This window comes from Curtobacterium sp. MCLR17_058, assembly GCF_003234705.2.
In the GTDB taxonomy this organism is placed as follows: Bacteria; Actinomycetota; Actinomycetes; order Actinomycetales; family Microbacteriaceae; genus Curtobacterium; species Curtobacterium flaccumfaciens.
The window spans coordinates 3,763,555-3,788,846 of the sequence record NZ_CP126262.1 but is presented as its reverse complement, the minus strand read 5'-3'; the positions used below and the strand labels follow the sequence as shown (position 1 = coordinate 3,788,846).

Sequence of the window (25,292 nt, the reverse complement as noted above, 5' to 3'; positions counted from 1 at the left end):
GGACGACCGTCTACCGGGCAGCGCTGAGCGGCACCCCTCTTCGCCTCGGGACGAGTGACATTGGTGTGCTGGCTGGTCAGCAGCAGGCGCAGGTGTCGATTTCCCGCTCACCGGTGAGCGCTGACACGGGCTGCTTGCATGCGTCGCCGCGCCATGCTTCGAGTCCTTCACGGACGGCGAAGACGACCACGACGAGGCCCGCGACCGGGTCCGCCCAGGTCCATCCGAACAGGGTGTTGAGGAGGAGTCCGATGAGGACGGCAGCGGAGAGGTAGCTGCACACCAGTGTCTGCTTCGAGTCCGCGATCGCCGAGGCGGAGCCGAGCTCTTTGCCGGTGCGGCGTTCCAGGAGGCTGAGGAACGGCATGGTCGCCAGGCTGACGGCCGCGAGGATGATCCCGACCGTGCTGTGCTCCGGCTCGCGGATACCGGTGAGCGCCAGGACGGCGTCGACGGTGACGTAGAGGGCGAGACCGAAGAACGACACCGCGATGACCTTCAGTGCCGTGCGTTCGCGTGCTTCGGGGTCGCGGCCGGCGAATTGCCATGCGACCGCCGCGGCGGAGAGTACCTCGACGATGGAGTCCAGACCGAACCCGACCAGCGCGGTCGAGGAGGCGATGGTCCCGGCGCTGATCGCCACGATCGCTTCGATGACGTTGTAGCTGATCGTCGCTGCGACGATCCACCTGACACGTCGTTGCAACAGCAGCCGTCGCGCGGTGGCGAGCGGCGTGCCGAGCTCGATCGCGGCGCTCATGCGCTCACTCCGCAGCAGAGGGGGACATCACAGTCGACATCGGTGCACTCGGCTCCGTCATCGACGGCGAGGACGACGTCGACGAGTGCTTCGAGCGCGACGGTGAGGTGGGGATCAGCGATCTCGTACCGGGTGCTGCGGCCTTCGGGCGAAGCGACGACGATCCCGCACCCGCGCAGGCACGCAAGGTGGTTCGACACGTTCGTCCGCGTCAGCTCCAGCTCCTCCGCCAGCCGTGCCGGGTAGCCCGGACCCTCGAGAAGTCGGAGCAGGATGCGCGCCCGAGTCGGGTCAGCAAGGGCTCGACCCAGACGGTTCATGACATCCAACCGTGGCGCGATAGTCAGCATGCAGTGACTATACAGCGCACGGTGACGTCACGTCACCGGTAGCCGATGGCTCGGCCGCGGAGCTGTCGGCCTGATGCGCGATATGGAGGGGCCCGAGCGCAGAACGCCTGCGCCCGGGCCGGGCCCCTTATCGGCTACTCGCCCGGCGCTGCACTGCCAGGCTGGGGGCCGCCATCGAGGTAGCGGAACGCGAGTGCGAGTTCGCTGATCACCGTGGCGTTCGCGCCGGCCGCGATCTTCTTGCTGAGGTGGTCGAGCAGCTGCTCGGCTGTCTGGTTCCGCTTAGAGATGAGGTCGTTGTAGCTCGGCACAGGTGTGCTCCTCTCGCTAGGTGAAGGGTGCTCAGAGGTTACCGTTGGCCCCCGACACGGCTTGTCAATTTGCCCGGAAGGCGCGGAGCGCTGGCAGTCGAGGGATGTCCACCCACATCCGGATGCTGTGCTCCGTCACCGAGTCACCGCCGACGACGAACGCCGCCTCGCCGAGCCGGTCGAGCTCCGGCGCCAGGCCCGCAGCCTTCGCCGCGCTGAGGTACCCGACCTTCCGGCCCCGACCGTAGACGGCCACGGCGCGCGTGTCGTGCTCGTTGTTCGGCTCGCGGACGAGCTCGTACTCCTGCGCGCTATACGTCCGCCGTTCCGCGTCAGTCACCCAGTGCGCGGTCCCGACGATGCGGAACCGGGATGACGGCAGCCCACGAAGGTCAACACGCGTCAGCCCCTCTTCGAGGTGCACGGCCGCAATTTTTGCCGGACCGCCTGATCGGATGCGCCGGGCCTTTTCCTGCTGCTCTGCCACCCACTCGTCGAATGAGCCGCCGTCCGCGTTGGGCCTCACGTCCCGCACGTCGGTGCTTCCGTCCGGTCGAGTTAGCGTGATGACGGCGCTCGGTTTGCGACCGGGCTCCGGCTTCTGTGCCGGCCGGGTGAAGTGACGGAGGATCAGCCACCCGCTGAACGCCAGCACGATGATCAGCAGCACGACGAGCAACTCCATGCCGGAGAGAGTAACCATCGCCCCGCGGTCTGTCTGCACCCCGGTCGGGTGCCGAGAGCGAAGGTGGATGTGCACGTCTGCTCCGAGCCTGGCTACCCCGCGACCACCCGCGCGCAGTACCACTGCCCCACCAGCCATCGGTACCTCTCGAGGCTCGATGGCGTCTGACGAGCCCTCGCACTCGCCTTCTGGTCGACACCAGCCTGAGCGTCTGGCCCGGCGACCGAAAGCCATCCGCGGCGCGTTCGGCTAACCGCGGTCGGTGACACCCAAGGAGGCGAAGAACACTCGTCCCGAGTGCCGGATGTCGTCCGGGTCGGTGGTGACCGTCTGGATCAGGCGAGCATCGTCTCCCGGTCGAAGGAGCAACCGACCGTCACCTTGCAGTTCTTGCGAAGCGGCGACGCCTTGCTGCGTCATCCACCCGAACTGCCAGACCTGCCCACCGATGGTGACCTTCAACGGGATGGTGATCTTGAACGCCGCGGGCAGCTGTGGGTGGGCGATATCCGCGGTGAAGAGGAACGGCTCCCACTGCGCGACGCGCTGAGTGCCAGTCAGTAGATCGGCGGCGCGGACCCAGGCGTCGATCTCCGGGATAGTCAACTCTGACCTGTCCGGGACGCGGAGAGCGACTGGGATGCGCGTCTGAAGCGTTCGGAGTGCTCGAACGACCTGTAGCGTGCGGTCCAGCGATCGTAGCGCCTCGGCGAGCGTGTCGTCATCGGAACCGGCGTCGACGCTCTTCATCTCCAGGACGATCGGGCCGTCCGGCAACCGCAGCTCAATCTTCCCGACGCTCATCGTGGCGCGCATCAGGGTCAGTGCGAGATCTGCCTCCGCAGGCGTCATGCCCTCGATGGAGAAGGGGCGCATTGTGATCCCCTGTTTGGCAGGCTCGCCGCCGCCGAGCGTGGAGAACATTGCGACGCCGCCGATGCGGCCGCTCCAACTCCATCCGCCGTTCTCACCACGGACGAAGTCGCTCATCAAGGCTGTTCCAGCCACCGGATGCTCCTCTCCGATGGAGACATTGAGCAGATGGGGACCGCTGTGCCGCCCCGATCGGCCGACTACCGAGGTGATTGTGGCGGTGTGTGCTCCCGACAGGGCGAAGCCGGGCAGTGAACCCGCTACCTCGACAGGGAGCCCCACGAGCGGCAGTCCGTACTCGCGGTGGTCACGGAGCTGCTGCCTGTCTTCGTCGGACTCCGGTTTCGCGAACACCTCGAGCTGCAGGGGGCTGTCCTCGCCCGCTTGGTCGTAGCGCCGGAACACCTCGGTGACTACCTCCACATCGGGACGAGTAACGGTCGCTCTCCACGCCAAGTCCTCCGGGAACTCCGCGAGCTCGGACTCGTCGAAGGGTCGCGGCGCTCGAACCTGGAACTCGTACCGATAGTGGGGATCCCGGTCGTTGACTGCGTGGAAGACGGCCTCCAGGCCGAGCTCGACGCCGTCCGGGTCGAGGGGCTTGTCGGAGTCACCCCCCAGGAGGCGAGCTGCCTGCAGTGCTCGCATCGCATAGTCGAAGGCCCGGTCTCGTCCTCCGTGGAGGTAATAGTCGACGACTTCCGGGTATCGCGTGGTCCAGGCATCCAGATTCGCAAGACCCAACCAGTGTGTGGGGACGCCGCTACCCGCGGTCAACTCCGCCAACCACCGCTCGTCGCCGTCGGTGGGGTCGCGGGGGCGGGCGACCCACCAGTCGCGGAGCGTGATTCCACGTCCCCGGACATACTCCTGGAGCCGGTTCCACGATTTCGTGATGGATCGTCTCTGGCTGCTGTCGAGCGGGTCCGTGTACCGCTTGACCTGCCAGACGCTCCAACTGCCGTCGTCGTTGCGGACCAAGACGTCTATGCCGTGGTCGCCCTGGGCAGGCAGACGACGGTTGCCGTGCGGGTTGTCCCGGAGCACAAACAACGCGACGACTGCTTCGACGTCCTCGCCGCTGTACCGTTCCCACGGGATCCGATCCGTCACAGCTCCATTGTCGCCGAAAGCACCGACGTGCACTCGGTTGAACTGCGGGAACCGCGCCGGGTTAGGCAGCCGACCCGTCGACCCACTGCGACCGGCCGCCTCCGACAGCAGCGGCGAGCCGGACGCCCCGACTTTTAAAGGGGTACGGCAGTCGGCGCCCGCCCTCGGCACCCGTGGTCCGATAGTCGCTGGATGCGCGCAATCCCGCCGTCCGCTTCCCCATCGGCTACGGGACGCGCTCGAGCACGTTCCGGCGCACTATGAACTTGTGCGCGTGTTGACGATTCAGACGGTAGCGATGGGTGTCTCCGCGGAGCAGGAGGCGAACTGGCCGCAGTTGGCAGCCGCCGCGGTCCTGGCAACTGAGGAGGGTCGAGAACCCGTGCCCGCGGTCTGGTTCAGGACAGACGAAGGAGCGAGTGGGCTGATTCCGGTGTCCGAGCTCACTCCCGTGACGTTCACTGATGTCGAGGGACCAGCTCGCTTCATCGGGACAGTGACCGCGCTCGGCCCCGATGCCGCTCCATTGACCTGAGCGCTGTCCGGTTGCGGGGGGGCTACTGAGCCGCACATCCTTTGATCAACCAGGGGCCGGCCCTGTTCCCTTCCGGGTACGTACCATCGAGGCGTGAAGTGGTTCGTAGGACTCTCCTGGCTTCTAGGGCTACCGTTCCTCGTATTCGCCGGGGTCGCAATCGCCCTCATCGGCTCTTCCCACGGAGACGTAGGCCGCATTCTCGAGGGATGCCTCTTCGCTGCTGGTGCTGCAGCGTGCGCCACTGTGATGGGCCTTGCGCAACGAGCAGGCATGAATCGTGGGGCGGACGAAGCCATCGAGCGCAGTGCTGGATGGGATGCCGAGGAAGATCGTGCCGAATGATCATGCCGGGCAAGACCCTGTTCGGTAGCCGATCGGCTATCGAGACAGCTTCGTAGAGGGGTGGCGCGGCGAAATTAGGCTGGCGAGATGAGTTTTACTGCGCTGCACCGAACGACGGGTGCTGCCCCTGGGCCCATCACTGACGAGCTGCTGAACGATGCCGTCGCCGCGGGTGTTCGTGAGACACGGGATCTTGACTGGAAGTCAGAGCTACCGCCGCGTAAGAACATCACACAGACAGACTTCCCGAAGGACGTCGCTGCGATGGCCAACAGCGGCGGTGGCGTGATCGTGTACGGGGTGCGCGAGGCGCAGAAGGCCGCAACAGAGCGCGTGCACATCGTCGAGTTTGATGAGGGGTACGAGCGAGCCCTGCGCAGTGCGGCGGTAACGGCGATTTCCCCACCGGTATTCGCGTTGGGTGTGCACGTCCTTGTCGGCGACGGCGCACTGGCGGTGGTCGTCGAGGTGCCGGCGAGCGTCGACGGGCCGCATTTGATCTACCGCAACGACTACTTCGGTGCACCTGTGCGGAACGACGCCGATACGGTCTGGATGAAGGAGCGCGAGGTCGCGAACGCCTATCGTGCTCGCTTTGATGAGCAGCGGCACGCTCGAGAAGCCCTGACGAACCTGTATGCGCAGGTGAGCGCTGGGCGGGCGGTGGTTCCCCATGCATGGCTCTATGCGGTGGCGTCGCCACGTGTTCCGAGCGTGGCCTCCGGGACGGACCGCGATGACGCGCGCGACATCTTCGAGGAGGCATTCACCCTCGCGCAGGGCTGGACGAACGGGATCGGCGTACGCCCCCTGACGGCCGTTGAGCGGTACAACCTTCGACCGGGCCTGCGTAGCTGGGTAGCGCCGAATCGCAGCCAGGGCGCGCAAGCATGGAAGGAAGCCTGGGCGAGTGTCTATCGGTCTGGCGCTGCTGGGTTGGCGTGCGCGGTCGGTGGGCACCGAAAGTCCATCGACGGCCACTTCGAGCCGACGCAGGTTGAATCGACCGCGATCGAGAATGCAGTGGCTGACCTCCTCGCGCTTGTTCGTGTGCTCGCCCAGCGTGGGAGCGGGTCCGAGTACGACGTGATGGTCGGTATTGAGTGGGCCGGTACTGGTCCTCTGGAGATCCTGACCAGGGACGGCTTCGGGCAGACGTATGACGGTGTTTCGACTCCAGTGCATCGCTACGTGCCCGTGGAGGTCACCATCGACGCGGGCGCGGACGAGGACGCGTTTCGGAGACAGATGCGTGACCTAGCGCTGGATTGCATCAACCAGGGTGGGGTGTCGTACCTGCAGGCGATCTTGGGGGAATGAGACGAGGTACCGTGCGTCTGTCCGCCAACGGTGTCTCGGTAGCCGATCGGCTATCGGCTATCGGCTCTGTCTGATCGGGAGTTCGGCCGCTTCAAGGATGCTCTGGCGTCGGAGGGTGGCACTCGGGAGCTCGCCGAACTGTGCTTGGTACGTGGACGCGAACCGCGATGGGCTACTGAACCGCAACCGCTGAGCGAGCTCCGTCACGGTGGTAGTCGTCGTTGGGGCGGCCCTTGTCAGCAAGCGACGTGCAGAGTGTAGGCGTACCAACCGGAGGTATCGCATCGGCGACATCCCGAGGTCGCGAGCGCATGCCTTCTGCAGGGATCGATCACTGATGCCGGACGCGTCGGCGAGGTCAGCCAGTTGGAGTGGATCTTCGAGCTGTTCGCTGATCTGGACGGTCATGCGTCGCACCGGGGTTGACATGGTCAGATCAGTCGGCTCGCCATCCCAGCTACTCATGAGCCCCACGGTAGAAAGGCGTCGCTTGCCGTGCTGTCATGTGGCCCGCTGAGTGGCGCGGATCGGACACAGTTGCGTCTTCTGCGAGGAAGCGGCGGTGTGGCGTTCTTCCTCTTAACTGATATGCGGGATACGGTACCGGCATGCCTGTACCGAAGTCTCCGACCAGCCAAGGTCCCCGCCGCCTTCTCCGTGATGTCGTCTACGAGCAGATGCTCGAGGCGATCGAGAACGGCACGCTTGAGGCGGGGGAGCGCCTCAACGATGAGGAGCTCACGAGCTGGCTCGGTGTCTCTCGCACCCCGGTGCGGGAAGCGATCGCCCGCCTCGAGGCCGAAGGGCTCGTGGAGATGGCCGCGAACCGGTACACGCGTGTGTCCAGCCTCTCGGGGCCTGCGCACGACGAAGCGGCGATGCTCCTCGCTGCGCTCCAGGCGTGGGCGATCGGTCACGCTGGCGAGTCGAGTGCTGACGCGCGGAAGACCGCGGCTTCCGCGGCAAGCAAGGTCGTTGCCGGGGTCGACGCGCACGAGGTTGAGGCGTACCGCGGATTGCAGGACGCGGTCGCGACGCTCATCGGCGGGTTCAACAGTCCCTTGTTCACTGCGACGGAAGCTGCGGTGCGGGGACGGGTGAAGTTCCACGCCGCTGCCCCGGACGCGAACATCGACTGGGCCGCAGCATCCGCCACGGCCGCCGAGCTGGCGAAGGTCTGACCGTCGACGACCAGCGCGGGGGTACCGTCGACGCCAGGGGGTTTCACCAGCTTCCCTGCGGGCCGGAGTTGAGCTCACGCTCCTCCGGTCCGTCCTCGCACTCAGCGAGCCCGCGTATAGTGCACGGTAGGGGATCGGCTACCGGACGACTGGTCTGCTGCGTAACGGCCACGATGATCAGGCCCGGATCGGTCGTGCATGGGGTTAGTGGAGCAAGTTGCCGCAGAGCGCGATGAACTCTGCTTCCTCTCCGGCCGTGCTCCTGAGCTCGATCGTGTCTCCGGATCGCATGGTGAGCGTCAGTACCGGGTTCTCCGGGGTCCACTGCGCTTCCATGTCGTCGAAGTCTGGTGCGTCGACTCGCGTCAGTTTCGCCTGCACTATGTCGGCTCGGCGACGAATGACCGCGGCGCTCTCGACCGACCCGACGGTATGGGCTGGAGTCGCCCCCGTCTCAGCGGAGAACATCAGGCAGACGATGGCTGAATCGGTGACGTAGTAGGCGGTGCCGGCCAGTGAGCGGCCCAGCTTGTTCACCTCGACGTCGATGTCAGCGAAGCGGATCGCCTCGATGTCGGGGATGAGCGGTGCAGCGGAGGCGGTGAGCGACCGGTGGAAGTAGGCGGCTTCTTTGGGGCTTCGATGCTGGTTGCCCCACACGACGCGGGCGGCTTGGATGATGGCTTGTCCGCTGCGGCCAGGCAGTGCGGCGAGGTGGTCGGCGATGATCATCGCGCGGTGATTGTTCATCCCGCGACGCTAGCCCGAGCATCTGTCATTGCAGAACGTCCGGAGCGCTGAGGGCATCGGAGGCGTTTGCCTGTTGCTACGGCTGCCAGCATGCGAGACAGTGGCGTCATGTTTGGGCCTGAACGGACCGAGTACGACTTCTCGGTGTGGAACTGGCTCTACGGCCCAAAGGTTGAGCGATTCTCCGGGCAGCCGGACGGCTCGGTGCGAGTTCGATCCGTCGCTCTCGACATGGACACCGTCGTCGAGGTCGGAGCGATCTTGAAGCAGTGGGCCGGTGCCGACCCCAGGTTCACTCTTGATGGGCACGGACAGTACGGCAACCGGGAGGTTTCCCAGGCCGAGCTCAACTCCCTCCCCGCGGAGGATCGGGCGCGACTCATCGTTTCTGTGAACAGGCCAGACGTCCTCCCGCCGATAGGCGGATCGGTCACCTTCCACGGCAACCCAATGGTGGTCGTGTCGGCGCCGGAAGTCCGCGACGCGATCGTGGAAAAGCTGCACAACAACCCCCCTCGGATTAAGTGGAAGCTTGTTGCTCGGCTGGTCCCGCTTGTGCTTCCGCTGGTGCTGACAGCTCTCTGGATCTGGCTCGAAGCTGTCCAGCCGATGCCGGCGCCCGCTCATGCGCTCGGGTGGGTCCTGATCGCCGGGGTTCTGATCGCCGTTGCTCGGCCGATCTACAAGCGTCGACGCGACACGATTCTCGGGCCTGGTCACCGTATCCGTATGGAGTCGCGCGCGCAGACGGTCGCACGGCGAGCTGACGAGAAGAAAAACGTGAAGGTCGCAGCGATCACCACGGTGGTCACGGTGCCGCTCACGATCGTGCTGACGAGCCTATTCGGCTTCATCCTCCGCTAGATCGGCTGCCGAGATGGTGTCTCTGATCGACGCGTCAGCTGCGGCTCCTCTGTGTGGCACCCTACCCCTTGACTAATATTTGGGATATGGTCGCGGCATGCCTGTACCGAAGAGTCCGACCAGCCAGGGCCCCCGCCGTCTCCTCCGCGACGTCGTCTACGAGCAGATGCTCGAGGCAATCGAGAACGGCACGCTCGAGGCGGGGGAACGCCTCAACGACGAGGAGCTCACGAGCTGGCTCGGTGTCTCACGCACTCCGGTGCGGGAAGCGATCGCTCGGCTCGAGTCCGAAGGTCTCGTGGAGATGGCCGCGAACCGGTACACCCGGGTCGCCAGCCTCTCCGGCCCGGCGCACGATCAGGCGGCGATGCTCCTTGCCGCGCTGCACGCGTGGGCGATTGACCACGCAGGTGAAGCGGCCTCCGATGCGCGGAAGACCGCTGCTGCTGCTGCGAGCAAGCTCGTCGTGGGCGTCGACGCACACGACGTCGACGCGTACCGAGGCCTGCAGGATGCTGTCGCGGCGCTCATCGCTGGGTTTGACAACCCGCTCTTCACGGCTACGGAGGCGGCGGTGCGTGGTCGGGTGAAGTTCCACGCCCCTGCCGCGGACGCGAACATCGACTGGGACGCGGCGGCTGCAACGGCTGGTGCCCTCGCAAAGGTCTAACCGCGCGTCTTAAGCGCTAGGTGGGACGCATCGCGGCCTGATGCCGGCGCCGCCGGGTTCTCAGGGCTGCAGTCGCGCTACGGTCCTCGGATGGTGGAGTGGGAACGAGCTCGGAGCCGCGGGATGGCGTTGAACGCTCTCGAGAAGGCGCTGACCGACCTTCGCCGACGTCATGGCGAGCTTTATGCCAATGTCGGTGCCGGAGTGATGTGGGCGGCCGTTCTTGATGAGAACCTTCGCGAGGACTTGGGTGCCGAGTACGAAGAACTAAGGGATCGCGAAGTCCCTTTGGTGCATGGGCTCGTTCATGCACGGAACGGCGTCATGCACGCGGCGCTCGTCACGACTAACGCCGGAGGCATAACCGCACCGATCGTAGCCCCGGTCGTCATAGGCCCTCCGTCGTGGCGGTCCTCCGTCGTGCTGCACAAGCTCTGGACACCCAAGGCGCTCGAGAGTGCCCGCGTTCGGAAGCGTGTGGCGATGTACGAGGAGCACCTCGCGGGGAGGGATCCGGCGGACACCTTCGAAGAGGTCTTGGGCTTCTTCCGGTCGCTTGAAGCCGTCGGCTGGAAGCCATCGACCCTCTACCGAGCGTGACCGCGTATGGGGTGAGTTGCCGGGCATTCGGGCGTGAGAGCGCCACGTCGGCATCTGGGACGCACGCCTGGCGGACCGTTCAACGGTGCTGAACGACCCGCCAGGCTCACGTACTCAGAGCCAAATGCCGACGTGGAGGACGTAGACCTGGCCCTTGTCTTCTGTCCAGATGATCGCCCATCGCTCGGAACGGCCCGGCAGCTCGACGTAGATGATCCAGGCATCGACGGTCGAGAACGGGTGCAGGCGCGCCCTAGGGTCGACCGGATCCGCCTGCAGCCAGTCGAAGTAGTAGTCGTACAGGTTCGAGAGCGACTCCTCGGTGTCGTCTGCGTAGGTGCGCATGAGCGCCTGGCGAGCCTCTGGCTCGAAGTTGATCTGGGACATGCTTCCAGTATACCAGACCCCAGTGACACATGGGGGAAAGTGGGCAGAGATACAGATGTGTACTGTGGCACTTATGGGGTACTACGGGTATAGTGGGTTGCAGATGCCACCCAGCGCTTCGAATGAAGTGCCCCACGAGCGCTACGACCACAGACCGTGTGGTCGTGGCGCTCTTCGGTCCCGTCGGCCTCCGTGCAGGAGGAGTTCGGGCTCAGTGGTTCGAGCGAAAAGAGTCGACTAATGTCAATCACGCTTGTTCAAAAAGACAGTCGAGGTCGCGTTGCCCTGGGGAGCGTCCTCGGAGACGATCAGTACATCGTCAACGTCACGTCAAATGGAACAGTTATTTTGGAGCCAGCTGTAATTATGTCCCGCCAAGATCTTGAATTGCGCGCGCAGCCGGAGGTTCTTGCACTTGTAGAGGAACGAGCCAAGAATCACAGTGCTGCTATCGCAGGCCGCCCAGAGCGAGCGGCGCACTAGCCCTTATACCGAGGCGGGTTCCAGCAGGCTGCTGGGACCCGCTTTATTGTGTCGACGGCTCGGCGATCGGACGCTGGTAGGCGCTACGCGCGGGCGCCCTATCTTGGCTTCGCTGGGCAGGTCATCGGACGGGTTAGGGTCAGTCGTCCGACGTGGACGGGCTTGGTTCGGGTGGCTGGGCGGGCTGCCATGCCCTCTCCTCTCTCGCCTCGGCCAGCGTCGACCGTCATACCGAAGCTGATCCATGGACACAGCGGGCGGAAACGTTCCCGCTCTGCAGGACCAGCCGCGGGCATCGCTTGGCTAACCCCCGATCGACCACGACGTCCTCGGGAGGTACGGGTTGGACGCGAAGCGGGATTGGAACGGGTACATCCAGCTCTGACCTCGACATTCGTGCGTCACGCCGCTCCCTCTACAGCGCGTCTAGAGATCCTGGGGAGGCGGACGTGCCGCTGCAGGGGGCAGGGATACCGCGAGGTGGGCTGAGCAGGTCTTTGGTGCAGGAGCTATCTCAAGCGCCGGGTCGCGAGTAGTTCTAGCAACGGCTGCACGCGGCGGCCCGCGGTGAGCCATTCGACGGGCGTCGCCGGCACGCTGTGGATGCGCGTGTACGGGTGTGGTGTCGTCATGAAGCCGAGGATCGACGTCGGGTGCATTTCGTCGTCGAAGGCTCCGACCAACGTCGATAGCTGGTCCAGCACCGGGTGGTTCGGGTCCTCGGTGAATTGCCATGCCGGGAACCGGAGCTCGTCGTCGCATACGAACGCGAGGAGGTCGCCGAACGCGAGGTGGGTGAGGACCCGTGCCGTTCCGGCATCCAGCCAGTCGGCCGCTTCCTCCAGGGTGAGGGAGGCGCTCATTCCGCGCTGCCAAGAGCGGCGTTCGGCTGCGTCGAGCTCGCCTCGCGCGACTGCAGCCTTTGCCGCTTCGTACCGTTCACGGGTGCCGAACGCGGACTCGATGAGTGCGTTTTCTTCGTCTGGTGTGAGATCTCGGCCGGTTCGAGGGCGCGGTGGGTTGTGGCGTGGCCCGAAATCTCGACCGCCGGCGTGAACACCGATCAGGCGCGTGAAGGCGCCGTCTTGCCGCGGCGGGTCAAGAACGCGGTCCCGGGTGACCAGGACAGCGTCGTCCGCATCCGCGAAGTCCATGGCGGCGGTGGTGCGGACGCTGCCTGGCAGGTCTTCACCTGTCAGGGCGCCGAGAGCAACACGTGCGCGTGCGCGTGCGATCTGTACCCGTGACGTCATCGGGCACTCCCCTCTTGTTCGACTTCTTGGTCCCCCGCAGGACGCCGCCTGTAGGGGGGGGTGGGTGGAGGGCGATTGCGAGACGCGAAATGGCGGACACTTGTGCATCCGAGGGGTTCCTAACTCCAGCTCGCGGCTTCGAGATGGTCGAGGACGACCTGGACATCGCCGCCGATGCTCAACCACTCGACGGGCGTGAAGGACTTATCGGTCCCCTCTATCTCGAGGTCCGCGTTGTACATGAAGCCGAGGATCGTGGACGGGTGCTTTTGCTCGCCCCACGCCGGCGTGAGTCGTGCGAGGCCGGGAAGGACAGGCGTCGCTGGGTCATCGGTGAACTGCCACGCCGGGTACCGCAACTGACCGTGGCAGACGAAGGCGGTCACTTCTCCCACGACGAGGCGCGCATGGAGTTCCGTGTCGCTGATGCTCAACCAGTCCGCGGTCTCCTCGGCTGACAGTGAAGCGATGAGGCCCTCTAGCTCGGTGCGACGCTCAATCTCGTCGAGCTCGCCGCGAGCGACTTCTGCCTTCGATTCGTCGTACTGCTCGCGAGTGAAGCTGCCGGAGCGGATGAGGAACTCCTCCTCTTCAGGGGTCGCTCGACGTCCACGTGGTCGGACCTGTGGCTCGTTGACTGGACCGTAGTCGCTGCCGTGCGCTAGCACGCCAACGATTGAGGCGAAGGACGGCTGAGGCGCAATCATCGCTCCCATACCTGCTGATCGGTAGATTCTGCTCGTAAACGAGGGACAATGGGCGAGCCAGCACAGGTCCAAGGCGGCGAAGAGAGGCAGAAGGGGTCGGCAGCTACGATGGCGGGAAGGCACGACTCGAAGAGGTCACCGTTGACCTCCGAGAACGCGACGTCCAGATCGCGAGTAGTGCCCGCCTCAACTCGAAACCTCAGGTCCGATCCGAGCGGTATCCGCGTCGGATCCTTCCACGCGCGCCCGTGCCGTGCAACCGCTGTTCCGACGCTCGATCTGATCGTTGGAGAGCAGCCATGACCACACCGTCCCCAGAGCCGCGCAGCGGACCTTCCGCGAGAACCGTCACCGACCAGGTTCGAGCCGATGTACTCCTTGAGGAGATGAGGCGCGCGGAGCGGGTACTTCGGGAGACGAAGGAGGAGCGGGTTCGCCTCGCCCTGGAGGCCTACGCCGCTGGCGTCCCAATGAGCGTCATCGCTGAGGCGCTCGGCGTGAGTCACGTCGCCGTGTGGAAGTGGATCCGAGCAGCCGAGCAAGGAGCTTCTTCCTAACGGCCGTGCCTTCATCACACTTGCTCCTTAACTAAGTTAAGGCCTAGTGTGCGGCCATGAGTGCACCGCTGTCCATCACTTGGCTTGAGTCGTCCGCGGACCTGACCCTCCTCCGCCGCGACTCGTTCGCGTCTTGAGCGCGCTTTCGGCCGTCGCTGATCCCCCCGGCGAGCCAGACCGCCCCAGCCAATCGCCGCATGTTCGGGTCCCCGGAGTCCCTCCTGCATGGGCCGGGGAGCTTGGGCTTGCGCTCCTCCGCGACAGTGAACGGTTGGCTCGACGCGGCCGAACGCGCGTCGGTGAGTGGGAGGTGGACCCTATGGCGATGCTGAACTCCTGGGCGGCGAAACCCCGGCCCACGACGAATCGCGTGGTGGCCGTGGTCCAGGGGCTGCGGGTGCGAGTGCATCGGCCGTGGTCGACCTACCGGTTGAAGCCAGATCGACCTTCCGCGGGCGTGGTTGCTGGGTACTCGACCGACGGACGCATCGTCCGAAGCGTCCAATTGGCCGATCTGACGGCTGAGTTGCTGCGCGCTGCCCATCCCATGAGGGAGTTTTCTCGCCGGCTGACACAGGAGCACAAGCCGGTCGCCGTGTGGACGCACACGAACGGGTCGCTCGTTGGTGCGGAGTCGCATCTGGAGCGCGACTTCATCGCTCTCGCCGACTTCCACCCAGCGGTTCGATACATCGGCGGTCAGCCATTCACGCTGGCGTTCGCGCCCGGAGCTCCTTGCAAGCTGCATACCCCAGACCTGGTTCTTCTCGGGGACGGGTTGCCGCCGCTGGTCGTGGACGTGAAGAACCCCGAGCAGGCGGCAACGCAGAAATGGCAGGAGCGTGCCGCCGTGATCCGCGACGTCTTGGCCGAGGCGGGTATCGGGTACGAGACCTGGGCGGGTATGCCGCGGCTCATGCAGGCGAACCTCGAGAATTTCACCGAAGCGCGCGTCCCGGAGCCGTCGTACCGACGGTGGGCGCCGGTCGGCCAAGAGCTCTGCTCGAAGCCGATGCCGGTTGTCGAACTCGTGGCACGCATCGCGGCGCAGGGTTACGAGCCGGGCTTTGCGCTGATGCTGATCCGGCGGATGCTGTGGCGACGTGATCTGCGCACCGACATGCGCTTGCCCTTCCGGTCAACCTCGATCGTCTGGACGGTGAGCCCGTGACGAAGGACTCGGAATGGGTCGCGAGGCTCCGCGTCGGCATGCCTGTGGTGTTCGACGGAGAGCAAGTCTTCGTCCGGTCGTGGGCAGATGGCTGGGTGCAGTTTGTCGACGCCGCCAACCGCTCCATGACACCGCGACCGCTGCGAGCGGTCGCCAAAGCTCTCGCCAGCCCGGACAACCCGCCTCCAGTGTCGATGCGGCTGCACAACCTCGAGTCCCATCTCAGCGAGCGGGCGCTCGACAAACGTGACGATCACCGTGCCTTGATCCGCTTCATCGACACCGGAATCGCGCCATGGCAAGGCGCGGACGATACGCCCACGCGAGACGTCGACCCGAACATCATCCGAGTTGACCAGAAGCGCCTCGCCGCAGTCGCCCGACGCATTGCGGAACACGACGAGGTCTCTTACGAGGCCGCCCGGAAACGCATCAGGCGCGCACTCCAGCGAGAAGCGGCGGGACCAGCTGCGACCGTCGACGGTCGCTTCATCCGAGAACGCAACCTCGGTCGCAACGCCGACATCCCTGAGCTGGTCGAGCAGTTTCTCCTTGAGCGGGTGTTCGACCCCGCCCTGCACACGCAGACGCAGTACCTCGAGTTCCGCCTGTGGCTAACCCAGAACGCAACCGACGTAAAGAAGACGCCGTCGGAGAGAACCTTCTACCGACTCGTCGGGCGTCTACACAAGCGGATGCCGCACCTAAAGACGAAGTCCAAGACGAAGCATGGGACCGAGCAAGCGCCGAAGCAGTCGTTCGCGCCACGCCATCCTGAACGACCCGGGAGCCTCTGGCAGATCGACGCCACCACCTCGAATGTGATGCTGTGGGACCCGAAGGATCGGTCGGGCAACAGTCGCTGCTACCGGGTCACGCTGGTGAAGATCATCGACTCCGCAACACGGATGATCGTCGGCCGCTCCATCACCGAGCATGCTTCCGGCGTCGGAGCGGTGCTCGCCCTTGCCGACGCGTTCGCGTCGATGGTGGACGACCGCGAGACGGTGACCGTTGACGGGCGCGTCTACCCGCGACCCTTCGTCGGACTGCCGCGCGCCCTCACCCGCTGGCCGATCCCGCCGCGACGGCTGATCACGGACAACGGCAAAGACTTTCTCTCCGCGTTCCATGTCGCTCAGCTCGCGCGTCTGGGGTGCGAGGTCGAGTTCGCTCGGATCCGCGACCCGCGAGCCAAGGCGCTCATCGAACGGAGCTTCCTGAGCTACAAGACTGAGTTCGAGGAGCTCTGCGCAGGCTACGTCGGCGGGTCGACCGACGAGCGCGGCCTCGACACCGAGGCGCTCCTCACCTGGGAGCAGCTGTGGGAACGCGACCAGCAATGGACCGACCTCTACAACTTCCGCGAGCACCGAGGTCTCCGTGCTGAACTCGGACGACGCATCAGCCCCTACCAACGTTGGGCGGAGTTGGTCGGCGAGACGGGATTCGTGGAGATGCCGAAGTGGGAGAACGAGTGGATCCGCTTTCTCCCGACGTTCACATCGAAGCTCCGCAAGTACGGCATCACGCGCCGACAGGAGGTCTTCAACGCGCCCATCCTCGAGACACTGCTGCGCACCCCTGGCGCCACGCGCGACGGCAACTACACGTTCCACTACAACCCGTCGGACCTCCGGCAGGTCTACTGCTTCGACCCGGATGGTGCTGCGTGGGAAGTGCCATGGGTTCTGCGCACCGAGGACACACCCCGGTTCTCGGACCACTCCCTCACCGCCTTCGCCGAACAGACCGGAGACCTGACGATGCGCCGGTTCGAGTATCAAGACCGCATGCTGCAGCTGCTTATCCAGTGGCGAGCCGACGACGCTCTCGTGCGCGAGAACAGATCGGAGCTGTCCCGGACCGACGAGATGACCGCGGCCGCGTACGAGCGGCTGCAATCGCTTGACTCGGGCACGGTGATCCCGAGCGACATGGACTACGACCTCGAGACGATCTTGGACGAGGCGGGGAAGGGCGGCGACGATGACTTCGACGACCTGGATGACCTCGACGACCTGTTCGGACGATTCGCATGACACTCGTCCGGCAGGGCCTCCTGCCGTCGTCGGTCCGGCGGCTGTTCGGCGAGGATCCCTATCCGGAGCAGAGCTGGGCGCTGATGGCCGAGCAGGACCGTTCCTTCGTTCTTGGTGTTGCCGGCGCTGATGTTCCCGATCCTGGCCTGCCGCGAGTTGGAGCCGGGCCGGACGAGCGGCGCCGGCATCGTGCTGCGCTCGAAGACTGGCATCACTCGTGGCCGTACCTTCGTACCCGCCATACTGCGGGAGCCGAGATGCAGTACCGCACCGTCCGAAGCCCGCAGCCTCGCCGCACTGCCGATCTGATCCCGATCACCCTCGTCACCGGTCCTCCAGGGACCGGGAAGACGAAGCTCCTTCGTCGTATCGCGGCAGAGATGATGTGCCAAGCGGCCTGGGATGTCCGCATCGGCATCAGCGCGCCACTTCTCGACGGCGGCCTGTTCACCGCACCCCGTAGAGACGTCGTCGTAGTGGATCTGCCGAAGAAACAAGCAGAGCAGCAACTCTTCGCGCTCCTCTGCCAACAGGTCGGAGCACCGTTCGACAAAGACGCCCGCGCCGCGTTCGGCCGAGCCGTGGAGCGGCACCGCATTCGGTGGGTCTTCGTCGACGAGATTCAGTTCATCAACTTCGACGGTCAGACCGGCAAGTACGTCCACGACGGTTTTAAGTCCCTGCAGAACATGGGCGTCAGAGTCGTGCTGGCTGGTCATGACATGCGGCAGCAGCTCGCAGCGCAGAGCAGCGGCGCCCGGGAGGCAGCACGGGTGCAGTCCGAAGCGCGCTGGATGCTCATCGAGTTGGAGCCGTACCGGCGCAGCACCAAAACCGAAATAGCCGAATGGAGGAAGTTGCTGCAACGCATCGAGCAGCGGATCCGGCTGAGTGGTCACGAGCCGGGAGAAGCGGTGCTCAGCGAGGAGTTCGAGGAGTACCTGTGGGTCGCGACGCTCGGGTACATGAGTCACGTGTCGACGCTGGTGTCGGGCGCCGTGAACGTTGCGACGGCGACTGCTGATCAGCGCATCACCCGGAAGATTCTCGACATGGTCGCTGTGGAAAAGCGGGCCCAGGACGGCCGTGCACAGCGCCTACAGCTGTGGGACGCCGGCCGGTTCTCGTTCCGCCAGAGTTGGCGTTGAGGTGAGGGCGTCGTACCCGGGGCCGGACGCGTTGAACCGTGTCCACACGGTCCCGTTCGGGTTCCGGACGACCGTCGTGCCCGGCGAGTACCTGCCGAGCTTGCTACAGCGGATTGCTGCATACGTCGGCGAGCCCCCGGTCGCGATCAGCCGTTGGTGCGGTCTTGGTGCGCTTCGGTGGGAAGACCGGCGGCGGCTCGACATGATTCTCCCGGCCGACGTCGCACGCTCCATCGGAATCGCCATCGGCTGCAGCACCAACGAACTCATGGACGGGATGATGCGGTCGTTCGTGAACGACGCGCTCGCACCGGGCGTCGACGGTCTCCCAGCGCATGCGAAGAACTGGACCAGAGGATCCGGGACCCGATACTGCCCACAGTGCCTCGCCGCCCGGCCAGCCGTCTTCCTCGCGCACTGGCGCTTGTGGTGGTCATTCCTTTGCGAGACGCACCTTGTGCCGCTGCACGACACCTGCCCTGCCTGCGGGCACGGGATTCCAGACCCCGCGCTCATGGAAGCACATCCTGTCGACCCCTCAAGCTGCCGCGCACGCCTCAACGACGGCAGTCGGTGCGGTCATGACTTACGGGCCACCTGGCACGAAGCACCGTTCGATAACTCCGCTCCCGTCGTCCGGGCACAAGTCGCGATTTCGGCCGCTTGGAAACGCGACCGAGAGACGCTGGACGTCTTCATCCCAGACGTGCAGCACCTCTTCCCCACGCTGCGCGGCGTCGGCATCGCACTCCTCGCCGCGAACGACATCCCCCTCATCGCCGAGCTCGCCGAGCTTGACCCCCCGCAGCTGCAAGGTCTCTTCGACGAGACCGCTCGAGTCGGAACGGCGCCTCCGAAGAACGCGCTAGCGATGGGGGCGCTGATGGCAGCCTCGTTCACGCTCATGTTTGCCCGGGAGGAGACAGTGCGAGCCGTTATTCGCCGGCTCACGTTCGCGCGGCCATCCGAGCGGGGGCAGACCGAACGCAGCCCTGGCAGCGCCGCGACCCTCCTCGGCTACTGGCCCGGCGTCGGACCGCGTTTCCGAGGCCGCATCCTCCGAGCCATCGATCAGGACCTCCCCGCGATGCAACGCCTCGTGACCGGTAGCGCGGTGCGAGCAGAGTTCGACGAACCAGCCGTCGCCGCCTACATCGGCTTCCTGACGGCCCAAGACTCCCTACGCAACCCAGAGTGGACCGCGGACCACATCCCACCACTGCTCTGGACAAACTGGGCGGTACCGCTGAGCGTGGCCGGCGGCGCCGACTCCGAAACCCTCCAACGATCACTCGCGCTCGGACTGACTGCTGCTCTCGCTGGCACCCACCGAGACGCACCTGACCCCGAGGTGATCGCCGGCATCGGAAGACGACTCCGACCAGCCATGCTCGGCGCACCCGCCCAGACGACCGCGATCCTGCGCCAACTCGGCGAGCTCGCCCGCTACCTCGCAGCGTCCACACCGCTCATCAACTACTCGACCCGGCGCCGACACTTGCCGTGGTGGCAACTCCTCGACCAGACGCACTGGGACATGATCTGCGCGAGCGTCGGCACCTTCACCGGCAGCCGCCAACGGCTACTTAACGCACGCCGATACCTCTACCTCCGAGCCACAGCGCAGCCCACCAGCGCCCTCCCCGTTCCTTGGGCGGTCACAGCCAACGGTCGAGATGCCGCGGAGTACACCGACTTCCAGATCCGCATGACCGCACAACTCCAACTCGCCCTCGACGCATATCTAGAGGCCTGGCTGGGAGTCACGATCGACGCCGTGAACGCATACGACCGAGGCAAAGGCACATGCCCCACCGCTGTGTGGGAGCCCCCGCGCTGGGCCGGTCCGGAGGTCGTGCACCTGGGCCCTGAGCTCGACGATATCGACGTGCCGGCACTCCACGAGCTCGTCGGCTCCGGCGTCACGACGGTCAGAGCCCTCGCCGCAGTCGTGCAGCGCACTCCGCAGCACGTTCGCTGGGCGCTCCGGAAGCATCCGGTGCCGTCCGACCAGCCGGTCTTGCCTATCGATTGGAGCCTGCATCTACGCGAGGTCCCGTGGTGGCCGTACCTTCCGATCATGCGGACGCCACAGCGAGCTGAGTGCGGCTTCGGTCGGGACGTTACCTTGCTGGTGCCATACGGCTGGCACGGCGCTCGCGTACGCAGCGGAGTGCGCGGTAACCAGTTCGTCGATTGGCATTGACAGAAGGGTTCTACGGCGCAGGCCGATCAATCTACAAGGAAGAACAGCGGTGGCAAGATGTACGGTCCGACATCGGACTGCACGTACTCTGCAACGCTCCGACTCAGCACGCTGGAAGTACAGCGCCGCGTTCCTCAAGGTTCAGCGCAGGGGAAAGAAGACCACGGGTGTGGGGGTCGTATCGTCCGCGCGAAGATGAGCGGGCAGGGACGCCCGCTCACGGCGTCATCATCGTGTCGGAACACGTGAGGACCCGCGCAAGGCAGTGTGCTGCTCGGGGTTCTCGGGCTCAAGTCTTCCCGTAGACACCGCTGGTCCAGGATGCCGTGTGTTCCCGTCACCCTGATATAGGGTCAGGGCGAAGCAGGTTCCGACCCCAAGAGAGTGAAAAGTGGCTGACAACGTTTTTCGGTACGCGCGATCCTCGGCGGCGCCACGAGTACGGTCTTGGTCGGTACGAAACTTCAAGGCAATCGATTTTGCTGAGACCCCCACAACGGGTCTGATTGCAGTCGCGGGAGCAAACAGCTCTGGCAAATCGAGTCTGCTTCAGAGCCTTCTTCTCGTGGCCCAATCGGGAGACCAAGAAGTTACTCTCAACGGGAATCTCGTTCGACTCGGCGTGCCGCGAGATGTTGTTCGGAGCGGCGCCAACACTCTTGCAATCACCTGTACTGCGGAGACGGGCCCCAAGGATGCACCGTCTGAATGGCACGTTCAGCTTACTCTTCGACCTACGCAGGACGGGCTCCGCGTTTCGGAGTGCGAAATATCCCGTGACGGCATCGCTGTATTCTCCGCAAGCGACGCCCGCATAACAGAGAACACGCGGGCTCAAGTCGACGACGAGCGAGCTTACGGCGATACTCTTCTACGAATCCGAGAGATTGCCGGAAAACCTGCACCGTCCCGCACCTACGTCATCTTCAACGGTTTTCTCCCGACAGTTCTACATACTCGGGCGGACACGGAAGCAGTTCTCAGAGAACTGCGGAAAACCTTTTCGGTCGAGGCGTTGAGGCACGACAGTGCAGTTGCGGACCAATTCACTGATCTAGTCTTCACTTACCTATACCGTACGCAGGCCGAGGAAGAGGCGGGTCCCCTCAGCAATGCGGTGCGTCAAATTATCGGCGGCGGGCTGTTTAGGGATCAGGCTCGCGAGCCGCTCAGCCGGGCAACCATCGACGTTCTTCTGAACGCTTTGGCAGAACGAGGCGGAGGTGCTGCCGGGCAGGCGATCCCCATTCAATCCTGGATGGGCTCGGCACCTCGGCGAGGTGTTTCGCGGCACCTGCTGCTGAATCTCTCCGCGGTGTCAGCAGCCTATGATGCTTTGACAATCGCAAGGGAAGTGTTTGTCCGAGCTGGACAATCGATTCGATACCTCGGGCCGCTCCGAGAAGAGCCGCAAGTTGTCTCAAAGACAGGCGCACGATCAAGGCAGATCCCCGTGGGCCTGCGCGGAGAACTCACAGCGGAACTCCTTTCGACGAGGACCTCGCCCGTGGCATATTTTGATTGGGAAGGTAATGCGCGCCGCTCCGATCTGATCACTGCGGTGAGCGCTTGGTGTGCTCACCTCGGTATTGGAGAGGATGTCTCCGTCGAGGATCAGGGCAAGCTTGGCAGAGGTCTCCGGATTACGGTGAATGGCACCGCTCGGGACTTGACAATGGTCGGGGTGGGGGCCAGCCAGTTACTGCCCGTTGTCGCTGCGGTTTTGGACGCGCCTGAAGGATCCGTCGTCCTACTCGAGCAACCGGAGTTGCACCTACACCCATCCGTACAGTCCCGCCTTGGTGATTTGCTCATTTTCGCCAGGCCGGACATTTGCGTAATTGTCGAGACCCATAGCGAATACTTGATAACCCGGATTCGACGCTGGGTTGCAGAGGGGCGCGTCAAACGCGAAAAGGTACATGTACTATTTGCCGAACCCGCAGTCGACGGCACTGAAGTTCGAGAACTTCGGATGTCGGAGCTCGGGAATCTTGACGACTGGCCTGCTGGCTTCTTTGATGCGCAGGACGGCGATGCGCGTGCGATCGTGCGTGCAATCGCGGGGCGTCGAGAGCGGCGATGACCAACGTAGTTTGCCTCCTCGATCCGCATATTCTGGTGCCGCTCACCCTTGAAGGGATACCAGACGACGAGGAGTTCTGGCAGCGCGTAGTCAACGTCGCAGCAAGCGGGACATTCTCGATTGGTCACGAGTCGTTTTATTGGGTGGTCGATCAGCTGCAAGAAAGAGGATATCCTGATCGAAGAATCGATTTCGGCCCACCCGAGTTTCGCCGGGAATGCCAGACCGCTGTCGAAAAAATTCTCACGAGGGTCTCACGTGGCAGTGACGAGATAGCGGAGGCTTCTCTATCGCCTGCATATCTTGGAGCGGAGGATGCTGCTCTCTCCATTGTCATTGACGCGACTCAGCACAGCTCGACGGTGGCTGCGCTCATGTCAGACACTCGTCACTGGGTGGACCAAGAGCCACTGCTGGCGATCGGAGATCTTGAAATCGAGCTGCTTTTCGATCCGTTGGACGAGCCCAAAATATTGAGTAGTCGGGCAGCGAAGGTGGCTTTCGAAGGTCGGCAACTGCATGTAGTGGGGGGCGAACTGACTGAATCATTAGGTCGTGCTCTCGACGTCGAGCTTGGAATACCGACGCCGTCGGTCCACTGGATAGTCAGTGAGAAGGCGAAGCCCGCACGGGATCTAGACAAGCGGTGGGGGAGCCTGAACCCCGCTAAGGACATCGCCGTGTGCATAACGGGGCGCGTGCCGCATGCTGTCTGGGAACAGGCAGATAAGGCGGCCGATAAGTGCGGAGTGAAAATGATCGAGTGCCATTCGCAGGGTCAACTTGTCGACGCGCTTCGAGGCTGGGCCACTCAAGCGTAAGCACTTCGCGTGCGGCGGTCCCCGCGAAAAGCGCGCTGTTTAAACGTAGCGGCTAGTGCACGCGATGAACACGGAAGGCGCGAGACGCCTCGTCTATGCGTAGGGTGGTGAAGGCGCTCGCGCGAAGCGGGGTCCACGGCGTCGTAGAGAGGTCGCTGAGATGCTTCGGGCCGGTGCTGAGGTGCGAAGTCCGCAACACGATCTGTTTGATCGCGTGTACGGCGTTTTCCAGAAGCGCGGCGAGCCTTCGTCGCTCCGGACAACTTGGACCCGATCTGAATGTAGAGACATCCGTGGATCGTGAAGGTTGAGGCCTGGACAAGTTAGTTGGCAGTGAGCTGGGACGCGACCGTCGCGTAGCATGGCGAGCAGCCCTGCAAAGGACAAGTAATCTGGCGTCCGACACATGGGCGCGCGACGCCTCGCCAACGTCGCATCTGTGCGCGCAGCCTCAAAGTGTCGCCTGAGCGCGCAAAGTGTCGCCTTGTGGCGGAGCGACAGTTTGTATGCGCAGGCGACGCTTCGACGGCAGGAGACGAAACAGCGTCTGCAAAACGGTGTGCGGCCGCTGCCGAAAAAGTGCCTCGTTAGCCGATCGGCTATCGGACCGCGGGCGGCGGCAGACTTTCGGGACGCAGGATCAGGCGGTGAGGGCGATCTGGGTCGCGCGGGCGATCACGTCGAGCGGGTCCGCTGCGCCGGTGACAAAGAGGCCGTCAGCGCGGAGCTTCGCGACCCTGCTCGACGACGCCATCTACGGTGAGACGCTTGCCCCTGACCGTCGCGGCACGCTGCGGAACATCCTGCTCAATAGTGCGGGATCCCCTGCGACCGCAGCCGGCACCGACGCACTGTGGGAAGTAGCCGGGTTCAGCGACAGGAGCCAAGTCGGAAGCCTCGTCGAGGTCAGCACTCTCGAACTGCCCTACCGCATCTCGGGTGACGCAGCGCCCGTCGTACTTGCGCTCGTCGTCACCGGGGCTGCCGGCTCCGAGGCTGCGAGCCGCGCGGCCGAGGAAGTGGCCGACGTCGCCAAGTACTGGGGCGTCGCCCACGCCGGCCGGTTCTCCTCCGTCTACGCCGCCCGTCACAGCGAGTACCCCAGAGCGACGCTTCGCCGATCGTAGGGTGCCTTGTCAGAAACGGTCCGACAGATGTACGGACGCCGACTGCACTCCGCCTGCCTCGGTCAGCGTCCGCGGTCGTGTCACCGGGAGGGTGGCAGGAGAACCAGTCGCGAACTGCATGACGAACGACGCGTCCGCCTGGACCGGCACGACGTACGCACCTCGACTGCACCCCTCTCGCTGCCGGGTATCGTTCCTCCTCCCCCTCACTGCACGGACCGCTGCCGGGGTGCCACTCAGAGGCGCAGCGCATGTCGCTCAGCGGCGAGCAGGGCGTATCCGTCGAGGGTGGTCCACTCACCCTTGAACCAATCGGCATCCACCTGCCTCGCCTCGTGCCGGAACCCGGCACGGATCAACAGTCGCGCCACCCGCTCGTTGCGCGAATCGCAGGATGCCACCACTCGGTGGGCGCGCGCTCGGTCGAACACGAAGTCCAGGAGCGCGGTCAACGCCTCGGACGCGATGCCTCGACCTTGCGACGATCGCGCGAGCGTGACGCCGACCTCGAAGGTGTCGGGCTGCTCGTCGAGGCGGTGCAGCGCGAGATCCCCGAGGAGCACTCCCGAGTCGGTCTCGCGCACGGCGAGCTGCAACCAGCCGCCGGGCGACGGAAGCCGGCTCTCGCGCTGGGCGCTGACCAGGCGCTCGGCGGACTCTCGGAAGAAGTCGGTTCCCCACGACTGGTACCGGGCCACGTCAGGGTCCCGTCGGTACTCGGTGAAGGCGTCGACGTCGTGTGCCGTCAGCGGCTCGATGGTCAGGCGGTCGGTCGTCAGGGCGATGCTGTCGCGCGACGAGGTCATTCGTCGAGGCTAACCGGGGCGATGACGGGCCAGGGAGAGGACGGCTCGTCGCACCGAGAACCGTCGACCACGAAACCCTCTGCACCCTGTGCCAGCTTCGACGCGATCCGCTGGTTCGCAGTTACCCGGGTGGGAAGCCTG

25 protein-coding genes are annotated in these 25,292 nt (G+C 64.8%); 14 read left to right on the top strand and 11 right to left on the bottom strand.

The genetic code is table 11. From position 1 onward, the window contains the following. Positions 1-76: 76 nt before the first annotated feature. From DEJ11_RS18000 to DEJ11_RS17980, 5 genes are all read right to left on the bottom strand, one after another. Entirely contained in the window at positions 77-760 is a 684-nt protein-coding gene (locus DEJ11_RS18000) for a cation diffusion facilitator family transporter (protein WP_111102777.1), read from the bottom strand. Next, positions 757-1,110 carry a Cd(II)/Pb(II)-sensing metalloregulatory transcriptional regulator CmtR gene (cmtR, locus tag DEJ11_RS17995; protein WP_111102776.1) on the bottom strand — a complete coding sequence of 118 codons (354 nt, stop codon included), beginning with the start codon at positions 1,108-1,110 and terminating at the stop codon, positions 757-759. The genes DEJ11_RS18000 and cmtR overlap by 4 nt, the downstream gene beginning before the upstream one ends. A gap of 134 nt (positions 1,111-1,244) precedes the next feature. Then, entirely contained in the window at positions 1,245-1,421 is a 177-nt protein-coding gene (locus tag DEJ11_RS17990; protein WP_181440773.1) for a hypothetical protein, read from the bottom strand. Positions 1,422-1,485: 64 nt separating this feature from the next. Beyond that, positions 1,486-2,106 (bottom strand): HIRAN domain-containing protein, encoded by a 621-nt coding sequence (locus DEJ11_RS17985; protein ID WP_181440772.1) that lies wholly within the window; start codon positions 2,104-2,106, stop codon positions 1,486-1,488. A gap of 249 nt (positions 2,107-2,355) precedes the next feature. Further along, a complete protein-coding gene (locus DEJ11_RS17980) occupies positions 2,356-4,092 on the bottom strand; it encodes a hypothetical protein (RefSeq protein ID WP_111102773.1) in 1,737 nt (578 codons plus the stop codon). 628 nt (positions 4,093-4,720) lie between these two features. Between DEJ11_RS17980 and DEJ11_RS17975 the strand changes: the two genes are divergently transcribed. Continuing rightward, a complete protein-coding gene (locus DEJ11_RS17975; protein WP_146250017.1) occupies positions 4,721-4,972 on the top strand; it encodes a hypothetical protein in 252 nt (83 codons plus the stop codon). 87 nt (positions 4,973-5,059) lie between these two features. Next, on the top strand, positions 5,060-6,292 hold the full coding sequence (locus tag DEJ11_RS17970) for an AlbA family DNA-binding domain-containing protein (protein WP_111102771.1): 1,233 nt from the start codon (positions 5,060-5,062) through the stop codon (positions 6,290-6,292). 57 nt (positions 6,293-6,349) lie between these two features. Here DEJ11_RS17970 and DEJ11_RS18135 read toward each other — a convergent pair whose 3' ends face one another. Further along, positions 6,350-6,700 carry a helix-turn-helix transcriptional regulator gene (locus DEJ11_RS18135; RefSeq protein WP_181440771.1) on the bottom strand — a complete coding sequence of 117 codons (351 nt, stop codon included), beginning with the start codon at positions 6,698-6,700 and terminating at the stop codon, positions 6,350-6,352. Between the two features lie 200 nt (positions 6,701-6,900). Between DEJ11_RS18135 and DEJ11_RS17965 the strand changes: the two genes are divergently transcribed. Continuing rightward, positions 6,901-7,473: a GntR family transcriptional regulator gene (locus DEJ11_RS17965; RefSeq protein WP_111102768.1), complete on the top strand. Its 573-nt coding sequence runs from the start codon at positions 6,901-6,903 to the stop codon at positions 7,471-7,473. 204 nt (positions 7,474-7,677) lie between these two features. On the opposite strand, the gene DEJ11_RS17960 is transcribed toward DEJ11_RS17965, so the two are convergent. Next, positions 7,678-8,223, bottom strand: coding sequence for a hypothetical protein (locus DEJ11_RS17960; protein ID WP_111102767.1), 546 nt, complete (start codon positions 8,221-8,223; stop codon positions 7,678-7,680). A gap of 108 nt (positions 8,224-8,331) precedes the next feature. Here DEJ11_RS17960 and DEJ11_RS17955 point away from each other — a divergent pair, with 108 nt between their 5' ends. From DEJ11_RS17955 to DEJ11_RS17945, 3 genes are all read left to right on the top strand, one after another. Continuing rightward, positions 8,332-9,087, top strand: coding sequence for a hypothetical protein (locus DEJ11_RS17955; RefSeq protein WP_146250016.1), 756 nt, complete (start codon positions 8,332-8,334; stop codon positions 9,085-9,087). 97 nt (positions 9,088-9,184) lie between these two features. Beyond that, positions 9,185-9,757: a GntR family transcriptional regulator gene (locus DEJ11_RS17950; protein WP_111102765.1), complete on the top strand. Its 573-nt coding sequence runs from the start codon at positions 9,185-9,187 to the stop codon at positions 9,755-9,757. Between the two features lie 90 nt (positions 9,758-9,847). Continuing rightward, entirely contained in the window at positions 9,848-10,357 is a 510-nt protein-coding gene (locus DEJ11_RS17945) for a hypothetical protein (protein ID WP_146250015.1), read from the top strand. Between the two features lie 114 nt (positions 10,358-10,471). Here the strand turns inward: DEJ11_RS17945 and DEJ11_RS17940 are convergent, their stop codons facing one another. The 3 genes from DEJ11_RS17940 to DEJ11_RS17930 all read right to left on the bottom strand — a co-directional run bounded on the left by DEJ11_RS17940 (position 10,472) and on the right by DEJ11_RS17930 (position 13,196). Beyond that, complete coding sequence (locus DEJ11_RS17940) at positions 10,472-10,744, bottom strand: hypothetical protein (RefSeq protein WP_111102762.1); 273 nt, start codon at positions 10,742-10,744, stop codon at positions 10,472-10,474. Between the two features lie 992 nt (positions 10,745-11,736). Further along, the gene (locus DEJ11_RS17935; RefSeq protein WP_146250014.1) at positions 11,737-12,480 is read right to left on the bottom strand and encodes a hypothetical protein; all 744 of its coding nucleotides are present in this window, start codon (positions 12,478-12,480) and stop codon (positions 11,737-11,739) included. A gap of 119 nt (positions 12,481-12,599) precedes the next feature. Further along, entirely contained in the window at positions 12,600-13,196 is a 597-nt protein-coding gene (locus DEJ11_RS17930; protein ID WP_111102759.1) for a hypothetical protein, read from the bottom strand. Between the two features lie 290 nt (positions 13,197-13,486). Between DEJ11_RS17930 and DEJ11_RS18130 the strand changes: the two genes are divergently transcribed. The 8 genes from DEJ11_RS18130 (at position 13,487) to DEJ11_RS17895 (ending at position 24,345) form a co-directional block, all read left to right on the top strand. Beyond that, on the top strand, positions 13,487-13,744 hold the full coding sequence (locus DEJ11_RS18130) for a helix-turn-helix domain-containing protein (RefSeq protein ID WP_111102757.1): 258 nt from the start codon (positions 13,487-13,489) through the stop codon (positions 13,742-13,744). A 319-nt stretch (positions 13,745-14,063) separates the two neighbouring features. Further along, positions 14,064-14,915, top strand: coding sequence for a hypothetical protein (locus tag DEJ11_RS17925; protein WP_146250013.1), 852 nt, complete (start codon positions 14,064-14,066; stop codon positions 14,913-14,915). Continuing rightward, positions 14,912-16,957, top strand: a complete 2,046-nt coding sequence (locus DEJ11_RS17920; RefSeq protein WP_111102755.1) for a TnsB C-terminal domain-containing protein — start codon at positions 14,912-14,914, stop codon at positions 16,955-16,957. Before DEJ11_RS17925 ends, DEJ11_RS17920 begins: the two co-directional genes overlap by 4 nt. Beyond that, complete coding sequence (locus DEJ11_RS17915) at positions 16,954-18,105, top strand: ATP-binding protein (protein WP_111102754.1); 1,152 nt, start codon at positions 16,954-16,956, stop codon at positions 18,103-18,105. Before DEJ11_RS17920 ends, DEJ11_RS17915 begins: the two co-directional genes overlap by 4 nt. Before the next feature lie 76 nt (positions 18,106-18,181). Continuing rightward, positions 18,182-20,311, top strand: coding sequence for a TniQ family protein (locus DEJ11_RS17910; protein WP_181440770.1), 2,130 nt, complete (start codon positions 18,182-18,184; stop codon positions 20,309-20,311). 565 nt (positions 20,312-20,876) lie between these two features. Next, positions 20,877-22,397 carry an AAA family ATPase gene (locus tag DEJ11_RS17905; protein WP_146250012.1) on the top strand — a complete coding sequence of 507 codons (1,521 nt, stop codon included), beginning with the start codon at positions 20,877-20,879 and terminating at the stop codon, positions 22,395-22,397. Further along, positions 22,394-23,218 (top strand): hypothetical protein, encoded by an 825-nt coding sequence (locus DEJ11_RS17900; RefSeq protein WP_146250011.1) that lies wholly within the window; start codon positions 22,394-22,396, stop codon positions 23,216-23,218. The genes DEJ11_RS17905 and DEJ11_RS17900 overlap by 4 nt, the downstream gene beginning before the upstream one ends. Before the next feature lie 647 nt (positions 23,219-23,865). Next, the gene (locus DEJ11_RS17895; protein WP_111102750.1) at positions 23,866-24,345 is read left to right on the top strand and encodes a serine hydrolase; all 480 of its coding nucleotides are present in this window, start codon (positions 23,866-23,868) and stop codon (positions 24,343-24,345) included. A 236-nt stretch (positions 24,346-24,581) separates the two neighbouring features. Here DEJ11_RS17895 and DEJ11_RS17890 read toward each other — a convergent pair whose 3' ends face one another. After that, on the bottom strand, positions 24,582-25,151 hold the full coding sequence (locus DEJ11_RS17890) for a GNAT family N-acetyltransferase (RefSeq protein ID WP_111102749.1): 570 nt from the start codon (positions 25,149-25,151) through the stop codon (positions 24,582-24,584). Between the last annotated feature and the right edge of the window lie 141 nt (positions 25,152-25,292).

Bases quoted from the DNA above. Each gene is read 5' to 3' on its own strand.
- DEJ11_RS18000 (WP_111102777.1), bottom strand. From the start codon at position 760: ATGAGCGCCGCGATCGAGCTCGGCACGCCGCTCGCCACCGCGCGACGG.
- cmtR (WP_111102776.1), bottom strand. From the start codon at position 1,110: ATGCTGACTATCGCGCCACGGTTGGATGTCATGAACCGTCTGGGTCGA.
- DEJ11_RS17985 (WP_181440772.1), bottom strand. From the start codon at position 2,106: ATGGAGTTGCTCGTCGTGCTGCTGATCATCGTGCTGGCGTTCAGCGGG.
- DEJ11_RS17970 (WP_111102771.1), top strand. From the start codon at position 5,060: ATGAGTTTTACTGCGCTGCACCGAACGACGGGTGCTGCCCCTGGGCCC.
- DEJ11_RS18135 (WP_181440771.1), bottom strand. From the start codon at position 6,700: ATGACCGTCCAGATCAGCGAACAGCTCGAAGATCCACTCCAACTGGCT.
- DEJ11_RS17965 (WP_111102768.1), top strand. From the start codon at position 6,901: ATGCCTGTACCGAAGTCTCCGACCAGCCAAGGTCCCCGCCGCCTTCTC.
- DEJ11_RS17960 (WP_111102767.1), bottom strand. From the start codon at position 8,223: ATGAACAATCACCGCGCGATGATCATCGCCGACCACCTCGCCGCACTG.
- DEJ11_RS17955 (WP_146250016.1), top strand. From the start codon at position 8,332: ATGTTTGGGCCTGAACGGACCGAGTACGACTTCTCGGTGTGGAACTGG.
- DEJ11_RS17950 (WP_111102765.1), top strand. From the start codon at position 9,185: ATGCCTGTACCGAAGAGTCCGACCAGCCAGGGCCCCCGCCGTCTCCTC.
- DEJ11_RS17945 (WP_146250015.1), top strand. From the start codon at position 9,848: ATGGTGGAGTGGGAACGAGCTCGGAGCCGCGGGATGGCGTTGAACGCT.
- DEJ11_RS17940 (WP_111102762.1), bottom strand. From the start codon at position 10,744: ATGTCCCAGATCAACTTCGAGCCAGAGGCTCGCCAGGCGCTCATGCGC.
- DEJ11_RS17935 (WP_146250014.1), bottom strand. From the start codon at position 12,480: ATGACGTCACGGGTACAGATCGCACGCGCACGCGCACGTGTTGCTCTC.
- DEJ11_RS17930 (WP_111102759.1), bottom strand. From the start codon at position 13,196: ATGGGAGCGATGATTGCGCCTCAGCCGTCCTTCGCCTCAATCGTTGGC.
- DEJ11_RS18130 (WP_111102757.1), top strand. From the start codon at position 13,487: ATGACCACACCGTCCCCAGAGCCGCGCAGCGGACCTTCCGCGAGAACC.
- DEJ11_RS17925 (WP_146250013.1), top strand. From the start codon at position 14,064: ATGGCGATGCTGAACTCCTGGGCGGCGAAACCCCGGCCCACGACGAAT.
- DEJ11_RS17915 (WP_111102754.1), top strand. From the start codon at position 16,954: ATGACACTCGTCCGGCAGGGCCTCCTGCCGTCGTCGGTCCGGCGGCTG.
- DEJ11_RS17900 (WP_146250011.1), top strand. From the start codon at position 22,394: ATGACCAACGTAGTTTGCCTCCTCGATCCGCATATTCTGGTGCCGCTC.
- DEJ11_RS17890 (WP_111102749.1), bottom strand. From the start codon at position 25,151: ATGACCTCGTCGCGCGACAGCATCGCCCTGACGACCGACCGCCTGACC.